The sequence below is a fragment of the Streptomyces sp. NPDC052682 genome (assembly GCF_040678435.1).
Taxonomy (GTDB): Bacteria; Actinomycetota; Actinomycetes; order Streptomycetales; family Streptomycetaceae; genus Streptomyces.
The window spans coordinates 1-18,548 of record NZ_JBFATS010000003.1; the positions used below are offsets into that span (position 1 = coordinate 1).

At 74.5% G+C, this 18,548-nt stretch carries 18 protein-coding genes; 6 read left to right on the forward strand and 12 right to left on the reverse strand.

The features are described from left to right. Window positions 1-371: 371 nt before the first annotated feature. On the reverse strand, window positions 372-2,093 hold the full coding sequence (locus AB0K80_RS04840) for a SpoIIE family protein phosphatase (protein ID WP_365665873.1): 1,722 nt from the start codon (window positions 2,091-2,093) through the stop codon (window positions 372-374). Between the two features lie 106 nt (window positions 2,094-2,199). After that, a complete protein-coding gene (locus tag AB0K80_RS04845) occupies window positions 2,200-3,294 on the reverse strand; it encodes a glutamate--cysteine ligase (RefSeq protein WP_365665875.1) in 1,095 nt (364 codons plus the stop codon). A gap of 175 nt (window positions 3,295-3,469) precedes the next feature. On the opposite strand from AB0K80_RS04845, the gene AB0K80_RS04850 reads away from it, so the two are divergent. Further along, window positions 3,470-4,249: a phosphodiesterase gene (locus AB0K80_RS04850; protein WP_365665877.1), complete on the forward strand. Its 780-nt coding sequence runs from the start codon at window positions 3,470-3,472 to the stop codon at window positions 4,247-4,249. Between the two features lie 284 nt (window positions 4,250-4,533). Here the strand turns inward: AB0K80_RS04850 and AB0K80_RS04855 are convergent, their stop codons facing one another. From AB0K80_RS04855 to AB0K80_RS04880, 6 genes are all read right to left on the reverse strand, one after another. Next, entirely contained in the window at window positions 4,534-5,082 is a 549-nt protein-coding gene (locus AB0K80_RS04855; RefSeq protein ID WP_365665878.1) for a DUF1360 domain-containing protein, read from the reverse strand. Then, window positions 5,060-6,040 (reverse strand): Rieske 2Fe-2S domain-containing protein, encoded by a 981-nt coding sequence (locus AB0K80_RS04860; RefSeq protein ID WP_365665879.1) that lies wholly within the window; start codon window positions 6,038-6,040, stop codon window positions 5,060-5,062. Before AB0K80_RS04860 ends, AB0K80_RS04855 begins: the two co-directional genes overlap by 23 nt. 350 nt (window positions 6,041-6,390) lie before the next feature. Continuing rightward, the gene (locus tag AB0K80_RS04865; RefSeq protein ID WP_365665880.1) at window positions 6,391-7,566 is read right to left on the reverse strand and encodes a zinc-dependent alcohol dehydrogenase; all 1,176 of its coding nucleotides are present in this window, start codon (window positions 7,564-7,566) and stop codon (window positions 6,391-6,393) included. Next, window positions 7,563-8,033 (reverse strand): hypothetical protein, encoded by a 471-nt coding sequence (locus tag AB0K80_RS04870; protein WP_365665882.1) that lies wholly within the window; start codon window positions 8,031-8,033, stop codon window positions 7,563-7,565. Before AB0K80_RS04870 ends, AB0K80_RS04865 begins: the two co-directional genes overlap by 4 nt. Before the next feature lie 7 nt (window positions 8,034-8,040). Beyond that, on the reverse strand, window positions 8,041-8,499 hold the full coding sequence (locus AB0K80_RS04875) for a DUF4383 domain-containing protein (RefSeq protein ID WP_365665884.1): 459 nt from the start codon (window positions 8,497-8,499) through the stop codon (window positions 8,041-8,043). Window positions 8,500-8,763: 264 nt separating this feature from the next. Further along, complete coding sequence (locus tag AB0K80_RS04880; protein WP_365665885.1) at window positions 8,764-8,937, reverse strand: hypothetical protein; 174 nt, start codon at window positions 8,935-8,937, stop codon at window positions 8,764-8,766. Window positions 8,938-9,133: 196 nt separating this feature from the next. Between AB0K80_RS04880 and AB0K80_RS04885 the strand changes: the two genes are divergently transcribed. Then, window positions 9,134-9,847 (forward strand): GAF domain-containing protein, encoded by a 714-nt coding sequence (locus AB0K80_RS04885; protein WP_365665887.1) that lies wholly within the window; start codon window positions 9,134-9,136, stop codon window positions 9,845-9,847. Between the two features lie 30 nt (window positions 9,848-9,877). On the opposite strand, the gene AB0K80_RS04890 is transcribed toward AB0K80_RS04885, so the two are convergent. From AB0K80_RS04890 to AB0K80_RS04900, 3 genes are all read right to left on the reverse strand, one after another. Beyond that, window positions 9,878-10,735, reverse strand: a complete 858-nt coding sequence (locus AB0K80_RS04890; protein ID WP_365665889.1) for an MBL fold metallo-hydrolase — start codon at window positions 10,733-10,735, stop codon at window positions 9,878-9,880. 431 nt (window positions 10,736-11,166) lie between these two features. Then, window positions 11,167-11,898, reverse strand: a complete 732-nt coding sequence (locus AB0K80_RS04895; protein ID WP_365665890.1) for a hypothetical protein — start codon at window positions 11,896-11,898, stop codon at window positions 11,167-11,169. Between the two features lie 82 nt (window positions 11,899-11,980). Further along, complete coding sequence (locus AB0K80_RS04900; RefSeq protein WP_365665892.1) at window positions 11,981-13,039, reverse strand: Ku protein; 1,059 nt, start codon at window positions 13,037-13,039, stop codon at window positions 11,981-11,983. A 73-nt stretch (window positions 13,040-13,112) separates the two neighbouring features. On the opposite strand from AB0K80_RS04900, the gene ligD reads away from it, so the two are divergent. Further along, on the forward strand, window positions 13,113-13,994 hold the full coding sequence (ligD, locus tag AB0K80_RS04905; RefSeq protein ID WP_365665894.1) for a non-homologous end-joining DNA ligase: 882 nt from the start codon (window positions 13,113-13,115) through the stop codon (window positions 13,992-13,994). 838 nt (window positions 13,995-14,832) lie between these two features. On the opposite strand, the gene AB0K80_RS04910 is transcribed toward ligD, so the two are convergent. Further along, on the reverse strand, window positions 14,833-15,639 hold the full coding sequence (locus tag AB0K80_RS04910; RefSeq protein ID WP_365665896.1) for a nuclease-related domain-containing protein: 807 nt from the start codon (window positions 15,637-15,639) through the stop codon (window positions 14,833-14,835). Window positions 15,640-15,763: 124 nt separating this feature from the next. On the opposite strand from AB0K80_RS04910, the gene AB0K80_RS04915 reads away from it, so the two are divergent. From AB0K80_RS04915 to AB0K80_RS04925, 3 genes are all read left to right on the forward strand, one after another. Continuing rightward, complete coding sequence (locus AB0K80_RS04915; protein ID WP_365665898.1) at window positions 15,764-16,270, forward strand: dual specificity protein phosphatase family protein; 507 nt, start codon at window positions 15,764-15,766, stop codon at window positions 16,268-16,270. Between the two features lie 169 nt (window positions 16,271-16,439). Continuing rightward, on the forward strand, window positions 16,440-17,192 hold the full coding sequence (locus AB0K80_RS04920; protein ID WP_365665900.1) for a hypothetical protein: 753 nt from the start codon (window positions 16,440-16,442) through the stop codon (window positions 17,190-17,192). Further along, complete coding sequence (locus AB0K80_RS04925; protein WP_365665902.1) at window positions 17,189-18,529, forward strand: ATP-binding protein; 1,341 nt, start codon at window positions 17,189-17,191, stop codon at window positions 18,527-18,529. The genes AB0K80_RS04920 and AB0K80_RS04925 overlap by 4 nt, the downstream gene beginning before the upstream one ends. Window positions 18,530-18,548 lie beyond the last annotated feature (19 nt).

Sequence of the window (18,548 nt, forward strand, 5' to 3'; positions counted from 1 at the left end):
GCGGCACGGGAGGCGGCACGGTCACCCGGCGGGCGCGCCCGGTGGGCGTCGGCCGTACGCCGGTCGGGCGCCTGGGCCGTGCGGCTGCGCGTGGCCTGGCTGCCCGGGCTGTCCCACGGGTCGCTCATCTCCACTCCCACCAACGGTCGGGCCCATCAGACCGGGCCGTCGGGGATACGGCCGGGCGTGCACGGCGGTGTCCAGCGGGCGAGGCCCGGCCTCACTCGGTTGCGTAGTTGCGCAATCTAACAAACCCGCGGCCTGCGCAGCACGGATCCGGCGGCGATTTCACGGGTGAGAGATCTCATGGAACCGACCGCGCCCGACCGGCATCACGCCTGCTGGTGACGGGGGCCCAGGCCCGGGGCGCGTCAGTCGCCGGCCGGGGTGCGCAGGGCCAGGACGGCGACGTCGTCGTCGTTGCCGGGCGGGCGGACACGGCGCAGGAGCTGGTCCGTGAAGGCCGCGAGGGGACGGTGGACCAGGGCCGCGGCGTGGCGGCGCAGGCGGTCCAGGCCCGTGTCGAGGCTCTGGCCGGGCTGCTCGATGAGGCCGTCGGTGTACAGCACGAGGGTGGAGCCGGGCGGGAGGATGGCGGTGGCGTCGGGGCGGGGCGTGCCGACGCCGGTGCCCAGCAGGATGCCGTGGCCGTCGGTGAGGTAGTCGGCCACGCCGTCGTGGCTGATCAGCAACGGCGGGGGGTGGCCCGCGTTGGTCCAGGACAGCCGTGAGTGACCGTCGCCGGCCGGCTCGATCCGGGCGAAGATCATGGTGGCCATGGTGACGTCGGTGATGTGCTGGATCGCCTGGTCGAGCCGTTCGACGATCCGGCTGGGCGGTTCCTCCTGGGCCCAGGCGTAGGCGCGCAGCATGTTGCGTACCTGCGCCATGCCGGCCGCGGCCTCCAGGTCGTGGCCGACGACGTCCCCGATGGCCAGGGCGGTGGAGCCGTCGGACAGCGGGAAGGCGTCGTACCAGTCGCCGCCGACCTGGGAGGCGTGGGGCGCGGGCAGGTAGCGGACGGTCATCCGCAGGCCCGGCACGCCGGGCATCTGGGGCAGCAGATGGTTCTGCATGGTCTCGGCGACCTTGCGCTGCCGCTGGTAGAGGCGGGCGTTGTCCAGGGCCAGGCCGGCGCGGCGCGCGATGTCCTCGATCAGGGGCAGGTCGGCGGGGGTGAAGGCCACCGGGTTCTCGGCGCGGCCCAGGGTCAGGGCGCCCAGGACCTCGCGGGTGCTGCGGATGGGGGCGATGGCGGCGGAGTGCATGCCGGTGGCGTCGAACAGGCGGCGCTGTTCCACGGCGATGCCGGAGTCGGGTGTCCCCTGGTAGGTCTGCGGCCCGGCCAGCGTGGAGGCGACCCCGCGCAGGGCCTTGGACAGCGGCATCGTGGAGTGCTCGGGGACCGGCGGCATCGGGCCCTGGAGGTCGTCGTGGTGGGTCAGGGTGTCGCCCTCGGCGTGCACCACGACACTGCGCCACACCTCGTCGCGCTCGGAGAGCAGGTCGACGACCACCCAGTCCGCCAGCCGGGGCACGACCAGGGCCACCAGGCGGTTCAGTGCCTCGTCGACGTCCAGGGTGGAGGTCAGCTGCGCGGTGGTCTCGGCCAGCAGGGCGAGCCGTTCCAGCTCCGGCAGCGGCTTGGCGGCCGGTTCCGGGCCGGAGCCGGTTCTTCGCGCGTGGTCGGCGGGATGGAAGACCACGAGTGTGCCGGTGTGGCCGCCGCCGAGGTCGTACGGGGTGATCAGCCAGGAGATGCGCAGCACGGAGCCGTCCGCGCGGCCGAAGTAGTCCTCCGCGACCTGGGCGGGCTGCCCGGCGTGGAACGCCTGCCGCATGGCGCAGCGCGTCCTCGGCAGCGGCTGGCCGGTGGGTCCGCGGTGCAGCAGGTCGTGGGCGTCGTGGCCGAGGAGGTCCTCGGCGGACCGGGCCAGCAGCTGTGCGGCCCGGGCGTTGACGGCGACGATGCGGCCCTGCTCGTCCACGATGTACGCCCCCGCGCCGATCGCGTCCAGCGCCGCGGCCAGCTCGGCGGAGGTCGTGGGCCCGGGTCGCGTCGGGACGGTCTCCGTATGCTCAGGCCCCGCCATCTTGCGACCTCCTTGGGGTCCTGCCCCGCTCGCTGCCGACCTGTCCCCCCGTGTGCCCCGCGGGCTGTTGTTCCCGCATACCCCCGTGTCGGGGAAGTCCACGTCGTCACGGTGCGGTGCTCTGCACGCCGACCAGGTCGGTGACCGCCCGCAGGCCGCCTTCGGCGAGGGCCGCCCGCTGCCGGTCGGCGCCGGTGCCGTTCTGCAGGAGCCGGTGGACCAGGGCCGTCACCTGCCGGGTGTCGCCGGAGGCGTCCAGGGCGGGAGCGACGTACCGCAGGAGCTCGTACAGCACGTCGCCGGCGCGCTGCGAGGTGCCGCCGGGGTCGACGAGGGTGTCGCCGAGGCCGTGGCGGGCGGCGTGCCACATGGCGGCCTGGAGCAGTTCGGGGGCGCACTCGATCGCGGGCGCCCCGGCGGTCGTCTCTGCGAGGGCGGTGTCCACCAGGGCCCGGATGATCCCGGCGAGCATGACGGCCTCGTCCGCGCCGAGCTGGACGTCCGGGCACCGCACCTCGACGGTGGGGTAGCGCGGCGACAGGCGGGCCTGCCAGTACAGCTGGCCGGTGTCGGCGATCATCCCGGCGTCCAGCAGGCGCCGCACCCGCCGGTCGTAGTCGGCGACGTCCTGGAAGGACGGGGGCATGCCGCTGACCGGCCAGCGGCTGAAGATGACCGTGCGCCAGCTCGCGAAGCCGGTGTCGTGGCCGTCCCACAGCGGGGAGTTCGCCGCCATCGCGGTCAGTGTGGGCAGCCAGGCCCGGATGCGGTTCAGGACCTGTACGCCCGCCTCGCGGCTGGGTACGGCGACATGTACGTGCATGCCGTTGACCAGCTGTTCCGCGACCAGCTGCGGGGCCTGCGCCACCATGGCCCGGTACCGGGCCTGGTCGGTGACGGCCACCGGACGGCCGTGCCGCAGCGGCGGTGTCCCGCAGGCCGCGATCCGGCACCCGAACTCCTCCGCGGCCACGCCGACGGCGTGCCGCAGCCGCAGCAGATGTCCCCCGACCTCCTCCAGCGTGGCGCACACCGGGGTGGCCACCTCGACCTGTGCCTGGAGCAGCTCGTACTGCACCTCCTGGTCGGCCACCAGACGTCCCAGGCCCGCCGCCGCCCGCACCTTGGGCGCGTGCGGCACGGGCAGGCCCGTGACCTGGTCGAGCAGCAGGTACTCCTCTTCCACGCCGATCGTCGTCATCGACCGCCCTTTGTTCCGCCCGACGGACGTCACCTCGGAAAGGGGGCACGCTCGCGGTCCCCCGAGTGCCGCAGCCACTTATGGACAAACCATGACACAGCCGAGCGGTATCGGGGAGCCGAGTGGCGGCATCCGGCCGGGGGGTACCCGGGCGTTGTCCGAAAGGGAGACGCCCATGACGTTCACAGCGCGCAGACAGCCGACGGCCCGGCACCCCGCCGTCGAGGCCGGCTTCCGGCTGCTGGCCCGGCTCCGCAGGGCGCCGGCGCTGCATCCCCGGGGGCTGACGTGCAGGGCCGAGCTGGAGGTCGTGGCCGACGGGGGCGGCCCGTGGGGGGTCGCCTGGCTGGACACACCAGGACGGTACGACGCCGTGGTCCGTCTGTCCCGCGCGGCCGGGCTGCCCCGGCGGCTGCCCGACGGGCTGGGCCTGGCGGTGCGGGTGGCGCACGCCGACGGCCCGGACGGCGCCCTCGACCTGCTCCTGACCAGCAGCGGCCGGGGCCGGGTCACCCGGCATCTGCCGCTTCCCCGTGTCCATGCGACGGGTGGCCCGTACTCGAGCCTGCTTCCCTACCGGGTGGCCGGCCACAAAGGGGTCCTGGCCGCCTTTCCGCGCCGGGCTGGGCAGGGTCGCCGGGCTGGGCAGGGTGCGGTGCTCGGCGACCCGGAGAGCCTGGCGGGCGCCCTCGGGGCCGGGCCGCTGGTGTTCGACCTGTGCGCCGAGAGGGCCGACCGGTCCTGGCGCCGGTTCGCCGTGCTCTCGGTGTGGGCCGTGCTGCCCGTGGGGCGGGAGGAGAGCCTCGACTTCGACATCTACGGCCACCGGCTGCCCGGCTTCGGTCCGGGCAGCGCGCTGGCCGCGCTGCGCCGCGCCGCCTACCGCGGCTCACGGGCGGGCCGCAAGGAGGAGCGACCGGGCGCCCTGACGGGGAGGTCCCGGGGCAGCGCCTGACGGCAGGCCACGCGGCAGCGCCTCACCGGGAGGTCAGCGGCGCCCGACGGCAGGCCACGCGGCAGCGTCTCGCCGGAAGGTCACGGCAGCGCCTCGCGGACAGGTCGGCCGACTGCCCCTGCCCCCGCAGGTGCCCCGGCGGCGCGCATCACGAGCAGGCCCGGCAGCACCTCGCCCGCAGGCCGGCCGACTGCACCTGCCCAGCGGCGCATCACGAGCAGGCCCGGCAGCACCTCGCCACCAGGGTCCGGCTGTCTCTCACCCCAGGGCAGGAACCCCGACCCTCACTCGCCGGTCGTTTTTCCTACCAGCGCGCCGTACGCCAACTGCAGCGTGTCCGCCCCGGCCAGGGCGGTCAGCGCGCCCATGGCGGTGCGGGTCGCGCGGGGCCACAGCAGCTGGCCCGCGGTCAGTGTGGAGGCCACCCAGACGCTCATGCAGAACGGGCAGGTCGCCAGTTCGCCGACGGTGTGCCTGGCGCTGTCGGGCTGGGCCTCCTCGTGCAGTTCGGCCGGGCCCTGCGGGCCGACGTACCGCGTGAAGGGGGCCCGCAGCGGGCTGGTCACGGAGGCCTTGCTGAGCAGGCGGCTGAGCCGGAACGTGGCGACCGCCGTCAGCGCCACGTCCCACGGCTCGGGCCGCTCCGGCAGCGGGCGGCCGCGCAGCCGTACGGCCGTGGCCCACGCCGTGGTGTACGTGGCGAAGCCCGCCAGGGCCGCGAGGTAGCCGCCGAGCGGCCGGTCGTGCCCGGCCGAGTAGCCGCGTCCGGTGCGCTGGAGGAACCCGTGCAGACGCCCTGCGCGGCGGCTGTCAGGTGCTGGTGCTGTGCCCATGCGGCGCACCCGCTCCCGTGCCGGTGGTCTGCCGGTCGGCGTCCTGGCCGTCCGCCGGGTGCCCGTCGTGGTCGTACCGGCGCAGGCGGATCTCGACATGGCCGTCGGTGATCCGGGTGTCGAAGGCGGGCTGGGGCGCGGTGGCGGGGCCGCGTACGTTCCAGCCGTCCGAGAGGCGGAAGACGCTGCCGTGCCAGGGGCACTGGACGCAGCCGTCGGCGACGGTGCCCTCGGAGAGCGGTCCGGCCAGGTGGCTGCACCGTTCGGCCAGCGCGTGGATCTGCCCGCCGGTCTCCCGGACGACGAGGACCGGTACGTCGTCCACGGTGCGGCGCACCGGACGGCCGGCCGGGAACTCGGCCACGCCGCCGACCCGGTGCCAGCCCTCCGTGATCACGTGCGGGACCTCTTCGGCGTGGTTGGCGCCGGAAGCCTGCCGGTAGGCGAGGTGGCCGCCCAGCATGCCGCCGAGGCCGACCGCCGTCAGGCCTGCGAAGCCGTAGGCCCGGCCCGCCCGCTCCCGTCCCTTGAGGCGGCAGGCGAGCGAGGCTGCGTACAGGCCGACGGCGGTCACGTTGCTCAGGGCGTGCACGAGTCCGACCCGCTGCTGCTGGCGGTGCAGCTCCGCCCAGTCGGTCCAGCCCGCCAGCGCCGAGGGACCGGCGGCGGCCAGCCCGACGCCGACCAGCAGGCCAGCCTCCCGGGAACGCCCGGGCCGCAGGTCCAGCACGGCGGCCGACAGCCAGCTCCCGATGGGCACCTGCACCATCAACGGGTGCACCGGGTGCCCCAGCCACCTGCCGTGCAGCAGGTCCCGGCCGCGCCCCAGCGGCAGGGCGCGTACGCCCTTGCGCACCGCGTCGATCACCGGGTCGAGGCGGGATTCCCGCTCCAGGCGGTCCAGCAGCTCCAGAACCCGGTTCTGCCGCGCCCGGCGGCGAGGGGTTGTGCGTTTCATGGGCAGCCGGGTCCCCACCTGGCCGGACGGCAAACGGCACGGCCCGCCGGACCGGGGGGCAATCACCCGACCGGACGAACCCGCAACAAGCCACCCGCCGGACGGACCGGAATCAGCCGCCCGCCGGACGAACCGCAACGAGCCACCCGGCCGGACGGACCGGAACCACCCGCCCGGCCGGGCGACCCGCAACAAGCCACCCGCCGGACGAACCGGAACCAGCCGTCCGGCCGGGCTTCAGGCGTCAGCCACCCAGCCGGACGGACCGCAACAAGCCACCCGGCTGGACGGACCGCAACAAACCGCCTGCCGGACGAACCGGAACCAGCCGTCCCGCCGATCTTCCGGTGTCAGCCGCCCGGCCGGATGACCGCGCGGACGCAGCCGTCCGTCTTCTCCTTGAACATCTCGTACGCCCGCGGCGCCTCCTCCAGCGGCACGGTGTGGGTGGCCAGGTGGGCGGTGCTCAGATCTCCGGCCGCCAGGCGGTCCAGCAGCATCGGGATGTAGCGCTGGCCGTGCTGCTGGGCGCCCCGTACGGTCAGGCCCTTGTTGATGACCGCGCCGAGGGGGAACTTGTCGACGGCCCCGGCGAAGACCCCGAGGATGAACACCGTGCCGCCCTTGCGGCAGGCGTGGATGGCCTGGCGTACGGCGGTGGGGCGGTCCGTCTGGAGCCGCAGCTGCTGTTTGACCTGGTCGTACAGGTGGACGGGGCTGTCGCTGTGCGCCTCCATGCCGACGGCCTCGATGCACACGTCGGGACCCCGGCCGCCGGTGCGTTCGCGCAGTTCCGCGCCGACGTCGGTGGCCGTGTAGTCGATGACCTCGCTGCCGATGTACCGCTCGGTCATCTCGAGCCGTTCCGGGATGCGGTCGATGGAGATGACGCGCTCGGCGCCCAGCAGGATCGCGGCCCGGGCCGCCATCTGCCCGACCGCACCGCAGCCCCACACGGTGACCACGTCCCCGGGCTTGACCCCGGCCAGGTCGGCGCCCATCCAGCCGGTCGGCACCGAGTCGGACACGAACAGGGCGCTGGTGTCGTCGACGCCCTCGGGGACGCGGAAGGCGCCGTGGTCGGCGAAGGGCACGCGCACGTACTCGGCGTGGCTGCCGCGCAGTCCGCCCATCGCGTGCGAGTAGCCGAAGATCCCGCCGGTGTCGGCGCCGAACAGGGCCTGCCCGATGCCGGGGTTGGTGTTGGTGTTGTCGCACAGGGACCACAGGTCGTGGGTGCAGTACCAGCAGCGGCCGCAGCCGACGAACGAGCAGACCACCACCCGGTCGCCCACCCGGTGCCGGCGCACCGCCGGGCCCGTCTCGACGACCTCGCCGAGGAACTCGTGGCCGATGACGTCCCCGGACCGCATGAAGGGGATGTAGCCGCCGATCAGATGCAGGTCGGAGCCGCAGGTGGTGCCGGCGACGAGGCGGACGATGATGTCCTGGTCGTTGCGCAGGACAGGGTCGGGCACCTCCTCGACGGCGAGGTCGTTGACGCCTTCCCAGCACAGGGCCTTCACAGCACTCCCTCCTCGCCGGCGCGGCGGCTGAGCAGCCCGATGAGCCTGCCGCCCGGGGTGTCGTGGGTGGTGGGCGGTGTGTCGGGTTCGAGTACCTCTCCGGCCTCCAGCAGTGCCTTGGCGTCGCGCAGGGCACGGCGCAGGTCCTGCCGGGGGTCGGCACCGGCGAGCCGCGCCGGCAGGGAGTGGGCGGCCTGCGGCGGCGGTGGTGTCAGCCGGACGGCGAGTTCGGTGCCCCGGTCGCCGGGCGCGGGGCGGATCCGCGTCTCGATGCGGTCGCCGTACTCCGCCAGGGGCGCCGGCAGCTTGCCGGGCTCGATCTCCCCGGGCTGCACGTTGACCGTCACGGTCAGCCACCTCTCGGCGGCGGCCGGGGCGGCCGGGCGGGCCAGAGCGCGCCGCCCGGCGAGCAGCGCACCGGCGGCGACGCCCGCGGCGGCCACCCACAGCGTCTTTCCGTAGGCCATCAGGCAGTCACATCCTCCGGGAGGCGGTGGCCGGACGGCGGGTCAGCAGCGTGCCGAGGGCGATCATGGCGATGCCGAGCACGAAGTGCAGCCAGTCGTCGGCCGTGTCGAGGGGGACGAAGTTGGCGTCGCTGTCGTGGCCGACGATCAGGCCGTACAGCCACAGCACGAGGTAGATCGCGCCGCCGGCCAGCAGGAACGTACGGGCGCCGGAGGCGGTGCGGGACATGCTCAGGCCCGCGATGCCGAAGAGCAGGTGGACGAGGTTGTGCAGGATGGAGACCTGGAAGATCCCCAGCAGCTGGGCCCCGGAGTCGTGGGTGGCGAACTCCATGGTGTCGTAGTCCGTGGTGATCCCCGGGATGAACCCCAGGATCCCCACCAGCAGAAACACCGCTCCGACCAGCAACGCGGCCTGCTGGACCGGGGTGCGGGCGCCTCTTGTCGCGTGCGTACGTGTGGTCATGGCGGTGGCCTTCCCGCTCGGGGCACTCGTGGTGAGCGCCCGGTGCGCGGCGAGTACCCCACTTGCGTGGCCTTTGTCCGGTGGCGGGTGTCCGTTCTGAATGGGAATGCAAGGAACCGGACGAAACGTACACAGGTGAACACATCAGGTTTGCCGGACGGGCATGGCGCCCAGACTGCTGGTCGAGGCGGCGTCACCGCCCAGCCGGGGACGGACGGGCCGGTACGCACCACCTCTGTGGCGCTACCGGCCCGCCGCACGGCCTCAGGGAGCCTCCCCCGCCTCCTCGGACGCGGGAGTGCCGGCCTCAGGTGCGTCGCCGCCGTGCGCTGTCTCCTGGTTCTCCGGCCTGCCGCTGTCCTCCTCCGGGGGGACGTCGCGCTCACCGGTGGTCTGTTCCAGCGGGTGGCTCATGTCCTGGTCGTTCTGGTCAGACATGTCGGGCTCCTCAACACGAGGGAACCGTCGCCGAGTACCCGCCGCCCAGGCTGCCTACCGGTGCCCGGGCCGGGTACTCCGCCGGCATGGCCCCACATCAGCCCACGACGCGCCACCCCTCGGTGCACCACCCCCCGGCGCACCCGCCTGCGGCCCGGTCACCGCACCGGCCCGTCCCCGGGCGGCGGAGGCCCGGATGACCACCGACGTCACGAAGGCGGCGCGGCTGGTCGCGGAGGCCGCGGAGCACGCACCCCTCGAGGAGGTGCCGCGGCGGGTGTGCGAGGCGGTGTGCGAGGGGCTGGGCATGGACGGCGCCACCCTGGCGCTGCTCACCGACACCCCGTCCCGGCAGCTGCTGGCCGCGTCGAACGACGCCGCGCTGCTGCTGGAGGAGATCCAGTTCACGGTGCTGGAGGGGCCCTGCATCACCGCCGCGCACACCGGGGAACCGGTGGCGGTGGACGACCTGCGCGGAGCGCTGACGCCCTGGCCCCTGTTCGGGGCGACCCTGCGCGAGCGACTGCCGCAGGCCGGGTCGGTGTACGCGCTTCCCGTCTACTTCGGCGACTACGTCCTCGGCACGATCGACCTGCTGGCGTGGCGCTCCCACGCGCTGAGCGAGGAGGCTCTGGAACAGGCGTCCCAGGTGGCCGACGCGGTGGCGGCGGCCCTGCTGCCGGCCCGGGCGATGCTGCTGACCGGGGCGGAGCCACCGGCGTGGGAGCCGGAGGAGGTCGTGCGGGCCCACTGGTTCGACACCGCCCGTGCCGTCGGGGCCCTGGTGGCCCGCCGGGGACTGGTCCCACAGGACGCGCTGGCCGTGATGCGCGCCGAGGCGTTCCGCACCGGCCGGTCGCTGGCGGACATCACCGCGGACGTCCTGCGCGACCCGCCGGCCCTGCCGTAGGACTCGCCGCGCCCGGGTCGGGCGCGGCGCTCAGGAGACGACCGGGACCGCCCCGGGCTCGCCGGTCAGCCGCGCCCGCCGGCCGAGGGCGCAGTGCACCACCCGCTCGCCGAGCCCGATCCGGTCGGCCTCGGCGAGGAACGCCGACAGCGGCGACCGCATGACGGTGTAGTCGCCGTAGTGCACCGGCAGCACCAGCCGGGGCTGGAGACGCCGGGCCAGTTCCGCGCCCTGCTTGCCGTCCATGGTGACCACGAACCCTCCGGGGAGCCGGGTGCCACCCAGGTGCAGGACGGCCAGATCGGCCGCCGGGAAGCGCCGGGTGATCTCGTCGAGGCCGTCGTACACCAGCGTGTCGCCCGACAGGTACAGCCGCAGCCGTACCGGCCCCGCAACGGGGCCGAACTCCAGCATGCCGCCCATCACCGGCGGCAGCAGTCCGCGCAGCACCGGGTGTCCGGCGTGCCGGCCGGGCAGGGCCGTGACCGTGACCTGCGCCCCGCCGCGCCGGAGCGTGAGCCCGTGCCAGGTGCGCAGTCCGGCGGTGCGGGGGAAGCGGTGCACCACTCTGAGCCGGCGGGCCGCGTGCGGAGTGGTCAGGACCGGCACCGCCCGGTCCAGGTGCCGGCGGGTCCTGCGGTCCCAGTGGTCCCCGTGCAGATGCGACAGCACCACCGCGTCGAGGCGGGGCAACTCGATCACGTCCAGCGCGGGTTCGGTCAGGCGCCGGCTCAGCAGCCCGTACCCGAGGTAGGCGTACTGCCCGCGGTGCAGGAAGTTGGGGTCGGTGAGCAGGGTGAGCGGCCCGTAGGACAGCAGGACGGTCGCGTTGCCGATGAAACGGACGTCCAGCGCGTCGTCGGCGAGGTGGTCGGTGGTCCGCGACATGGCGCCTCCTCGGATCCTTGAGTACCCGGATCCGGGGCAGCCATCGGCGGGGCCCGGGAGTCGTATCCAGCTCCCGGGCCCCTGGGGATGCCACCCACTTGCGCACGCCGGCGGCGTTTAAGAGGACGGATCAGTCGTCAGGCCGTCGCGCTCTTCCTTTGAGCTACCGCACCAGGTGAGAGGTGCAGGCGAGAGTCGAACTCGCATCCGGCGGCGCCCGTCCGTCCTCGGTCGGGCCGGCGAGGGCGGCGATGCTGAAGCTGGAGCGAGAGTCTGAGATTGAGCGCGGCCGTTTCGTACCGCTTCATCAGGCTGACCTTCAGTTTCAGCTTGCGCTCCGCGCGCGGGCCGGTCCTCGTCCCGGTCCGCGCCCCTCGCGCACCCCCGCGCTCGCACGCGGGGGCGATCGGGGATGCCACCCGTGCCCGGCGTCAGCCGAACAGGTAGCCGAACACGGCGTCGCCGACGCGCTGGTCGGTGACCTCGGTGCCGTTGGCCTCCTCGCGGGCGAACTTCACCGCCTGCTGGAGTTTCTCGACCCGCTCCACGAGCTCGTTCACCCGCCGGGCGGGCAGCGCGCCGGAGAACCTCACGGTCGTCCAGTACCCGATGGGCACGTCCTCGTAGTACACCTCGACCTGGGCCGGGTGCTTGTCGGTCGCCTCCGCCTTGACGTGGTTGCGCGGGACCTTCTTGGTACGGATCGTGCGGACCGGGTCCGTCTTCCACCAGTCGGTCGACGGGTCGAGGGTCCAGGACTCGGCGGCGTCGAGCACCGGCAGCTTCTTCACGAAGGTGTGCAGCTCGGTGAGCTGCTTCTCCAGGAACAGCAGGTAGCTGACCGGGACCTCGGCGAGGAGGGTCCGGCCGTCCACGGTCACGTCCGCGCGGGCCGTGCAGTTGGCCCAGTCCTTGGTGGCGGTCACGTCGAACAGACGGGTCAGCGACGCCGCCGTCTCGCGCAGCACGTCCTCGGCCTTGACCTGCACGCGGGTGGACTCGGGCGGCAGCTGCTCGCCCTCCTCGTCCTTCGGCTGGTACGTGCGCGAGATCCCGGACAGCAGGGCCGGCTTCTGCACCCTGGTGCCGGCCGCGGTGATGTCCTGGATCGACTTGCTCTTGACGCCCTTTTCGACAGCGATGATCTGGTTGAGCTTCGCCACTGCGTCCCCCCTTCGAACACCGGGACGGTAGCGTGCGAGAGCGCCGGGGCGCGCCTGGTTTTCCGCGCGGGGCCCGGGGTGCTCAGGCGCTGCGCTTGCGGGACGCCGTCTTCTTCGCCGTGGTCTTCTTCGCCGCGGTCTTCGCGGTGCTCTTGGACGCGGTCTTCTTGGTGCCCTCCCCCGACTTCGCCGTCGACTTCCGCGCCGAGGGCGAGGCCGCGGTCTTCTTGGCCGCCGTCTTCTTGGCGGTCGACTTCTTGCCCCCGGCCTGCTTCGGCGCCGCCCGGGCCGTCTCGCGCGGCGGAAGCGGCTTGACCTCGGCCGGCTCCTCGGCGGGCGCCTCGGCGGGCGCCTCGCCCCGCGACTCCCTGGCCGCCCGTACGCTCTTCTCCAGGGCCGCCATCAGGTCCAGGACCTTGCCGCCACGGGCCGGCTCGGGGGCCTCCGGGGGTGCCTCGCCGGCGGCCTTCGCGGCGATGACCTCCTCCAGGGCCTCGCGGTACTCGTCGTGGAGGTCCTCCAGGTCGACCTCGCCGAGGGTGTCCATCAGGGCGTCCGCCAGGTCCAGTTCCTTGTCGCGGACCGTGACGTCGGCGTCGGGGGCGACGCCCTCCGGGGCGCGGACCTCGTCGGGCCACAGCAGGGCGTGCATGGCGATCGCGTCACCGACCACGCGGAGCATGCCCAGGCGTTCCCGGCCGCGCAGGGCGAACTTGGCGATGGCCACCTTGTGGCTGCGCTTGAGCGCCTCCCGCAGCAGGGTGTACGGCTTGGCCGCCGGGGCGCCGCTGGCCGCCAGGTAGTACGCCGCGTCCATCTGCAGCGGGTCGATCCGGTCCGCCGGGACGAAGGCCACGATCTCGATCGTCCTGGCCGTGGGGATCGGCAGGTGGGACAGGTCCTCGTCCGTGATCGGGATGATCGAGCCGTCCGCGTCCTCGTACCCCTTGCCGATCTCCGCGCTGGTGACCTCGCGGTCCTCCAGTTCGCAGACCTTGCGGTAGCGGATGCGGCCGCCGTCCTCCGTGTGGATCTGGCGGAAGGAGATCGAGTGGCTCTCGGTGGCGTTCACCAGCTTGATCGGGATGCTGACCAGGCCGAACGAGATGGCGCCGTTCCAGATGGATCGCACGTGCAGCACCCTTCCGGTCGTCTCGCTGCCCCTTTTGTCAGGGTTGCCATAGTTTGCGTGGTTTGCGTGAGATTCTCATCGTATGGCTCCCATCACAGAGGTGGAGGGGCGGCGGGTCGCGCTCAGCAATCTGGACAAGGTGCTGTATCCCGCCACCGGCTTCACCAAGGGCGAGGTGCTGCACTACTACGCGACTGTCGCCGAGGTGCTGCTGCCCCACCTGCGCGACCGGGCGGTGTCCTTCCTGCGGTATCCGGACGGGCCGGGCGGGCAGCTGTTCTTCACCAAGAACGTGCCGCCGGGTACGCCCGAGTGGGTCACCACCGCCGAGGTGCCGAGGGTGGAGGGGCCGTCGCGGATGGTGGTGGTGCAGGACCTGCCGAGTCTGATGTGGGCGGCCAACCTCGTCACCGAGTTCCACACCCACCAGTGGCTGGTGGACACGCCCGAGCAGGCCGACCGGATCGTGTTCGACCTCGACCCCGGGGCGCCCGCGAGCATCGTGCACTGCTGCGAGGTCGCGCTGTGGCTGCGGGAGCGGCTGGCCGAGGACGGGCTGGAGGCGTACGCCAAGACGTCCGGGTCGAAGGGGCTGCACCTGCTGGCCGCCGTGCGCGGGGCCTCGTCCGAGCAGACCTCCGAGTACGCCAAGGGGCTGGCGGTGGAGGCCGAGAAGGCCATGCCGCGCCTGGTGGTGCACCGGATGACCCGCAGCCTGCGGCCCGGCAAGGTGTTCGTCGACTGGAGCCAGAACGCCGCCCGCAAGACCACGGCCACGCCCTACACCCTGCGGGCCCGGCCGGAGCCGACGGTGTCGGCGCCGGTGACCTGGGGGGAGGTCGAGGACTGCCGCTCGCCGGGCCGCCTGGCCTTCCACGCCCCGGACCTCGCACCCCGAGTCCAGGACTACGGCGACCTGCTCGCCCCTCTCCTGGACCCCGACCGGGCGGCACCCCTGCCGTGAGACGGGCGCGGCCCACCCGGAGCACTACGCGGTCGGCGAAGCCGCTGCCTGACACCGGCCGCGGCGCACCAGCCCCTCGTGCACGCGGAACCCCCGGCAAGCCGCGCACCGGGTCGGCCCCCGCGCTGGAGCCCACGCACCCCCGTGGAGCCGCTGCCTGAGACCGCCCGCCGCGCGCCCCGCGCCACAGAAGCGCGGGGAACCACCGGCGCCGGCCCCGCACCGTGCGGGCCGGTGCCGTACGACCGCCGCGGAGCGCGGAACAGGACTACGGCGACCCGCTCGCCCCTCTCCTGGACCCCGACCGGGCGGCACCCCTGCCGTGAGACGGGCGCGGCCCGCCCGGAGCACTACGGGGTCGGCGAAGCCGCTGCCTGAGACCGGCCGCGGCGCACCAGCCCCTCGGGCACGCGGAACCGCCGGCAAGCCGCGCACCGGGTCGGCCCCCGCGCTGGAGCACACACCCCGTGGAGCCGCTGCCTGAGACCGGCCGCCACACGCCCCGCGCCACAGAAGCGCGGGGAAACCACCGGCGCCGGCCCCGCACCGTGCGGAGCCGGTGCCGTACGACCGCCGCGGAGCGCGGAACAGGACTACGGCGACCCGCTCGCCCCTCTGGGCACGCGGAACCGCAGACAACCCGCGCACCGGGCCGGCCCCCGCGCTGGAGCACACACCCCGTGGAGCCGCTGCCTGAGACCGCCCGCCGCGCGCCCAGCGCCACAGAAGCGCGCGGAACCACCGGCGCCGGCCCCGCACCGCGGGAGCCAGTGCCGTAAGACCGCCGCGGCGGGGACCGCGCACCGGGTCGGCCCCGCCCGCCCCGCCGCGAAGTCCCTCACACCCGCGACCAGGTGTTCCGGTCCCGGGCCATCGCGTGCAGTGCCTCCACGTCCGCCGGCTTGAGGACGCCGCCCAGGCGGGCCAGGCCCGGCAGGTCGGTGTCCGTCAGGACGCGGACCTCGCGCGGCGGGACGGTGACCGTCACCTCGGCCGCGCCGGCCAGGACCAGGACGGGGCGCACCTCTGCGGTCAGGGCGTAGGACGCGCGGTCGGCGTCGGCGCGGACGCGGCGCAGCAGGGGGTGCGGTTCGCGGCGGCCGAGGGTGACCAGCGGGTCGGCGACGGCCACCCGCTGCCTGCGGGCGTACAGCGTGTGCACGGCGAACAGGCCGCCGGGGCCGATCACCAGGTGGTGGACGCGGTCGCCGCCGGGCAGCGGAACGGAGTGCAGGGTGTGCCAGCCGGCGCCGTCCAGCGCGTCCAGCGCGTCACCGACCGTCTGTTCCGCCGCCAGGGCCCGGCGGCGCGGGTCGGGCGGCCACAGGCGGTGGGCGGGGCCGGGGTCGCGGTCGAGGGCGACGAGCAGGGCCTCGCCGGGGCGGTTGGGGGCGAGGTCGTCGTCCGGGTGCAGGGTCAGGCGGGCCAGTTCGGCCGGGGTGGGCACGGGGGGCGGGCCGACGGTCACCTCGCCGGTGAGGAAGGGCCGCAGGGCCGTCAGGACCTCGTCCTCGCGGTCCTCGCGGATCAGGCTCACCCGGGCCGCCTCACGGTCGTACCAGGCGATGTTGCGGCCGTCCGGGAGGCAGACGTAGAGCCGTTCCTGGCCGTGCCGCCAGGTCGGTATGACGCGCAGTCCACTCATGCACCATCACCCCATGACCATGGGAACAGGCGGGGTGCTGCGCGGGCAAGAACCCGGTTACCTTTGGAGGAGTCGGGCCTGGTCCACCGGGCAGGCCCTCAGGGGGTGAGGGTGGGAGGCGCCGTTGCGGACCCGCGGTGGGCGACCCGACGTACCGGCCCCGGACAGCCCGTGGAACGAGATCGTGCCGGGGCTGTGGATGGGCGGGCACGAGTACCGGGGTGAGGCGGGGCGGCTGGAGTTCGCCGTGGTGCGGGACGAGTTCGACCTGGTGCAGACGCTGCTGCGGCTGCCGGGGCACGGGCCGGACCCGGGCGTCGCGCACCAGGTGTGGCCCATCCCGGACGGGCCGCTGGACGGCACCCAGCTCGCGGGCGTGATCCGGCTGGCGGAGGCCGCGTGCGAGGCGCTGGACGCGGGCCGCCGGGTCCTCGTCCGCTGCTACCACGGGTACAACCGCTCGGGCCTGGTCGTCGCGCACACGCTGGTGCGGCAGGGCTGCTCCGCCGACGCGGCGATCCGGCTGATCCGGGCCCGCCGCTCGCCCTGGGCGCTGCACAACGCGCTGTTCGTCGAGTACCTGCAGGCGGGTCTGAGCACGGCCCGGCTGCTGGAGGAGCTCACCGAGTAACCGTTTCGCCCGTGGGCCGGACCCCTGGATGCCTCCGCATGACCCACCCGGCACGCAAATAGGACTTCCGCGCGAATAAGGTGTACGGGCCCGGCCCACCCCACGCGCCCCGGCCTCCCGGCCGGCCACGCACCCCGGCCTCCCGGCCGCACCGAACCGCAGGAGAGCAGTGTCCGCCAGCCGCCGTAGCCGCCGTACGCGCGCGGCCCGCCGTGCCGCCGTCGCCGCCCTGTTGCTGACGGCCGCCGCCGGCTGCGGTGACGCGGGCGGGCTCCAGGGCGCCGGGGCGACGCCGACCGCGGTGGGCCCGGCCCGGCTGTGGCCGGAGCTGACGCCGGCGTCGAGCCCGGCGTTCGTCATCGGCGAGGTGGACACCCAGGCCGTCAAGGGCGTGCGGGTCCCCGGGGACGACATCCGCGAGGTGGACCCGGTCGCGGTCGTGCGGGCCGAGATCGCCGCGGCCCCCGGCGACTACGCCCTGGCCAAGGGCCCGTACCGGGAGACCGCCCGCCGTATGGCCGACTGCGGCAAGGGCGCCGGGCAGGGCCGCTGCCCGGTGCTCCGGCCGTACTACCGGGACCTGACCGGCGACGGACGCGACGATCTGACGCTGGGCTTCCGGCTGCTGCCCGGCTCCACCACCGCCGTGCGCGTCTACACCGTCGACAAGCACCGGCTCGTCCAGGTGATGGCCTGGGAGGACGCCCTCAGCGGTGTCGAGCTGGCCCGGCGGTCGCTGATCATCCGCTCGCCGTCCGAGGTGGCGGGCTACGAGTACCGGCTCACCTGGACCTGGGACCCGCAGCAGCGCGCGATGCTGCTCACCCACGACGAGATGCTGCGCACCGGGAACCGGCACCACCCCTCCCGCCGCCCGTCCCCGGGGGCCTCCTCCCCCTCCCCGTCGGCGGGCACCCGGTGAGAGCCCCGCTGCCCAGGCCCGCCCTGCCGTCGTGGGCGGCGACGCTCACCACGAAGGCCGCGGTGTTCATCACCGTGATGTGCTGCGCCCTGGCCGCGCTGCTCGGCGTCCTCGTGCACGTCCAGGTGACGAACCAGACCGTCGGCCAGGCCCGCGCGCTCGCGCTGCAGCGGCTGACGGAGGCGGCGAAGGCGTACGAGGCCGGCGACTCGCTGCGGTGGGACGCGCGCCTGGACCCGCCGGGGCTGCCCGCCCCGCTGCGGGCACTGGCCGTGGCCGGGGACCGGGGCACGATGGTCGCCGAGTACCGCGGGCGCCCGGCCATGTGGGCGGCGGGACCCGCGGACGGCGGCCGTGCGCTGGCCGTGGAGGTCGACTACTCGCAGCAGGCCCGCACGATCAGCGCACTGGACCGGGCGATCCTGTGGTCGTCGGGGCTGGCCATCGGCGCGACGCTGCTGGTGGGGGCGTTCGCGGTGACCCGGGTGACCCGGCGGCTGCACGCCACGGCCCGGGTGGCCCGCCGGATCAGCGCGGGCGACTTGGACGCGCGCGTGAACGACCCCCGCGCCGCCCCGCGCCCCCGCGCGGCCCCGCGGCTGCGGGCCACCCCGCGCGCGGCACCCCGTACGACGGATCCGGTGGGTCCGCAGCGTCCGCAGGACGAGGTGGCCGCGGTCGCCGCCGCGCTGGACACCATGGCGGCGTCGCTGCAGGGCAAGCTGCTCGCCGAGCAGCGCTTCACCGCCGACGTGGCGCACGAGCTGCGCACCCCGCTGACCGGGCTGCACGCGGCGGCCGAGCTGCTGCCGCCGGGCCGGCCCACCGAGCTGGTGCGGGACCGGGTGGCCGCGCTGCGCACCCTCACCGAGGACCTGCTGGAGATCTCCCGCCTGGACACCGGCCGGGAGCGGCTGGAGCTGGACACCGAACGGCTCGGGCCGGTGGCCGAGCGGGTGGTACGGGCCTCGGGGACCGGCACGCGGGTGCGGATCGTACGGGACGTGGCCGTGGAGACCGACCGGCGGCGGCTGGAGCGCGTACTCGGCAACCTCGTCGCCAACGCGCACCGGCACGGGCGGCCCCCGGTGGTGCTGACGGTCGACGGGCCGGTGGTCACCGTACGGGACCACGGCGACGGCTATCCGGAGTACCTCCTGGCCCACGGCCCGCAGCGGTTCCGCACCGAGGGCGGCGCGAAGGGCCACGGGCTCGGGCTCACCATCGCGCTCGGCCAGGCGGAAGTGCTGGGCGCCCGGCTGGAGTTCGCGAACGCCCCGGACGGCGGCGCGGTGGCGACCCTGACCCTGCCCGGCACTGCGCACGACGGCGGCTGACACCCGTTCGGCCGCGCGC

Coding starts and splice junctions, on each gene's coding strand:
- AB0K80_RS04845 (WP_365665875.1), bottom strand. CDS start 3,294: ATGACGACGATCGGCGTGGAAGAGGAGTACCTGCTGCTCGACCAGGTC.
- AB0K80_RS04890 (WP_365665889.1), bottom strand. CDS start 10,735: ATGTCGCGGACCACCGACCACCTCGCCGACGACGCGCTGGACGTCCGT.
- AB0K80_RS04840 (WP_365665873.1), bottom strand. CDS start 2,093: ATGGCGGGGCCTGAGCATACGGAGACCGTCCCGACGCGACCCGGGCCC.
- AB0K80_RS04855 (WP_365665878.1), bottom strand. CDS start 5,082: ATGGGCACAGCACCAGCACCTGACAGCCGCCGCGCAGGGCGTCTGCAC.
- AB0K80_RS04880 (WP_365665885.1), bottom strand. CDS start 8,937: ATGTCTGACCAGAACGACCAGGACATGAGCCACCCGCTGGAACAGACC.
- AB0K80_RS04850 (WP_365665877.1), top strand. CDS start 3,470: ATGACGTTCACAGCGCGCAGACAGCCGACGGCCCGGCACCCCGCCGTC.
- AB0K80_RS04860 (WP_365665879.1), bottom strand. CDS start 6,040: ATGAAACGCACAACCCCTCGCCGCCGGGCGCGGCAGAACCGGGTTCTG.
- ligD (WP_365665894.1), top strand. CDS start 13,113: ATGGCTCCCATCACAGAGGTGGAGGGGCGGCGGGTCGCGCTCAGCAAT.
- AB0K80_RS04885 (WP_365665887.1), top strand. CDS start 9,134: ATGACCACCGACGTCACGAAGGCGGCGCGGCTGGTCGCGGAGGCCGCG.
- AB0K80_RS04875 (WP_365665884.1), bottom strand. CDS start 8,499: ATGACCACACGTACGCACGCGACAAGAGGCGCCCGCACCCCGGTCCAG.
- AB0K80_RS04910 (WP_365665896.1), bottom strand. CDS start 15,639: ATGAGTGGACTGCGCGTCATACCGACCTGGCGGCACGGCCAGGAACGG.
- AB0K80_RS04870 (WP_365665882.1), bottom strand. CDS start 8,033: ATGGCCTACGGAAAGACGCTGTGGGTGGCCGCCGCGGGCGTCGCCGCC.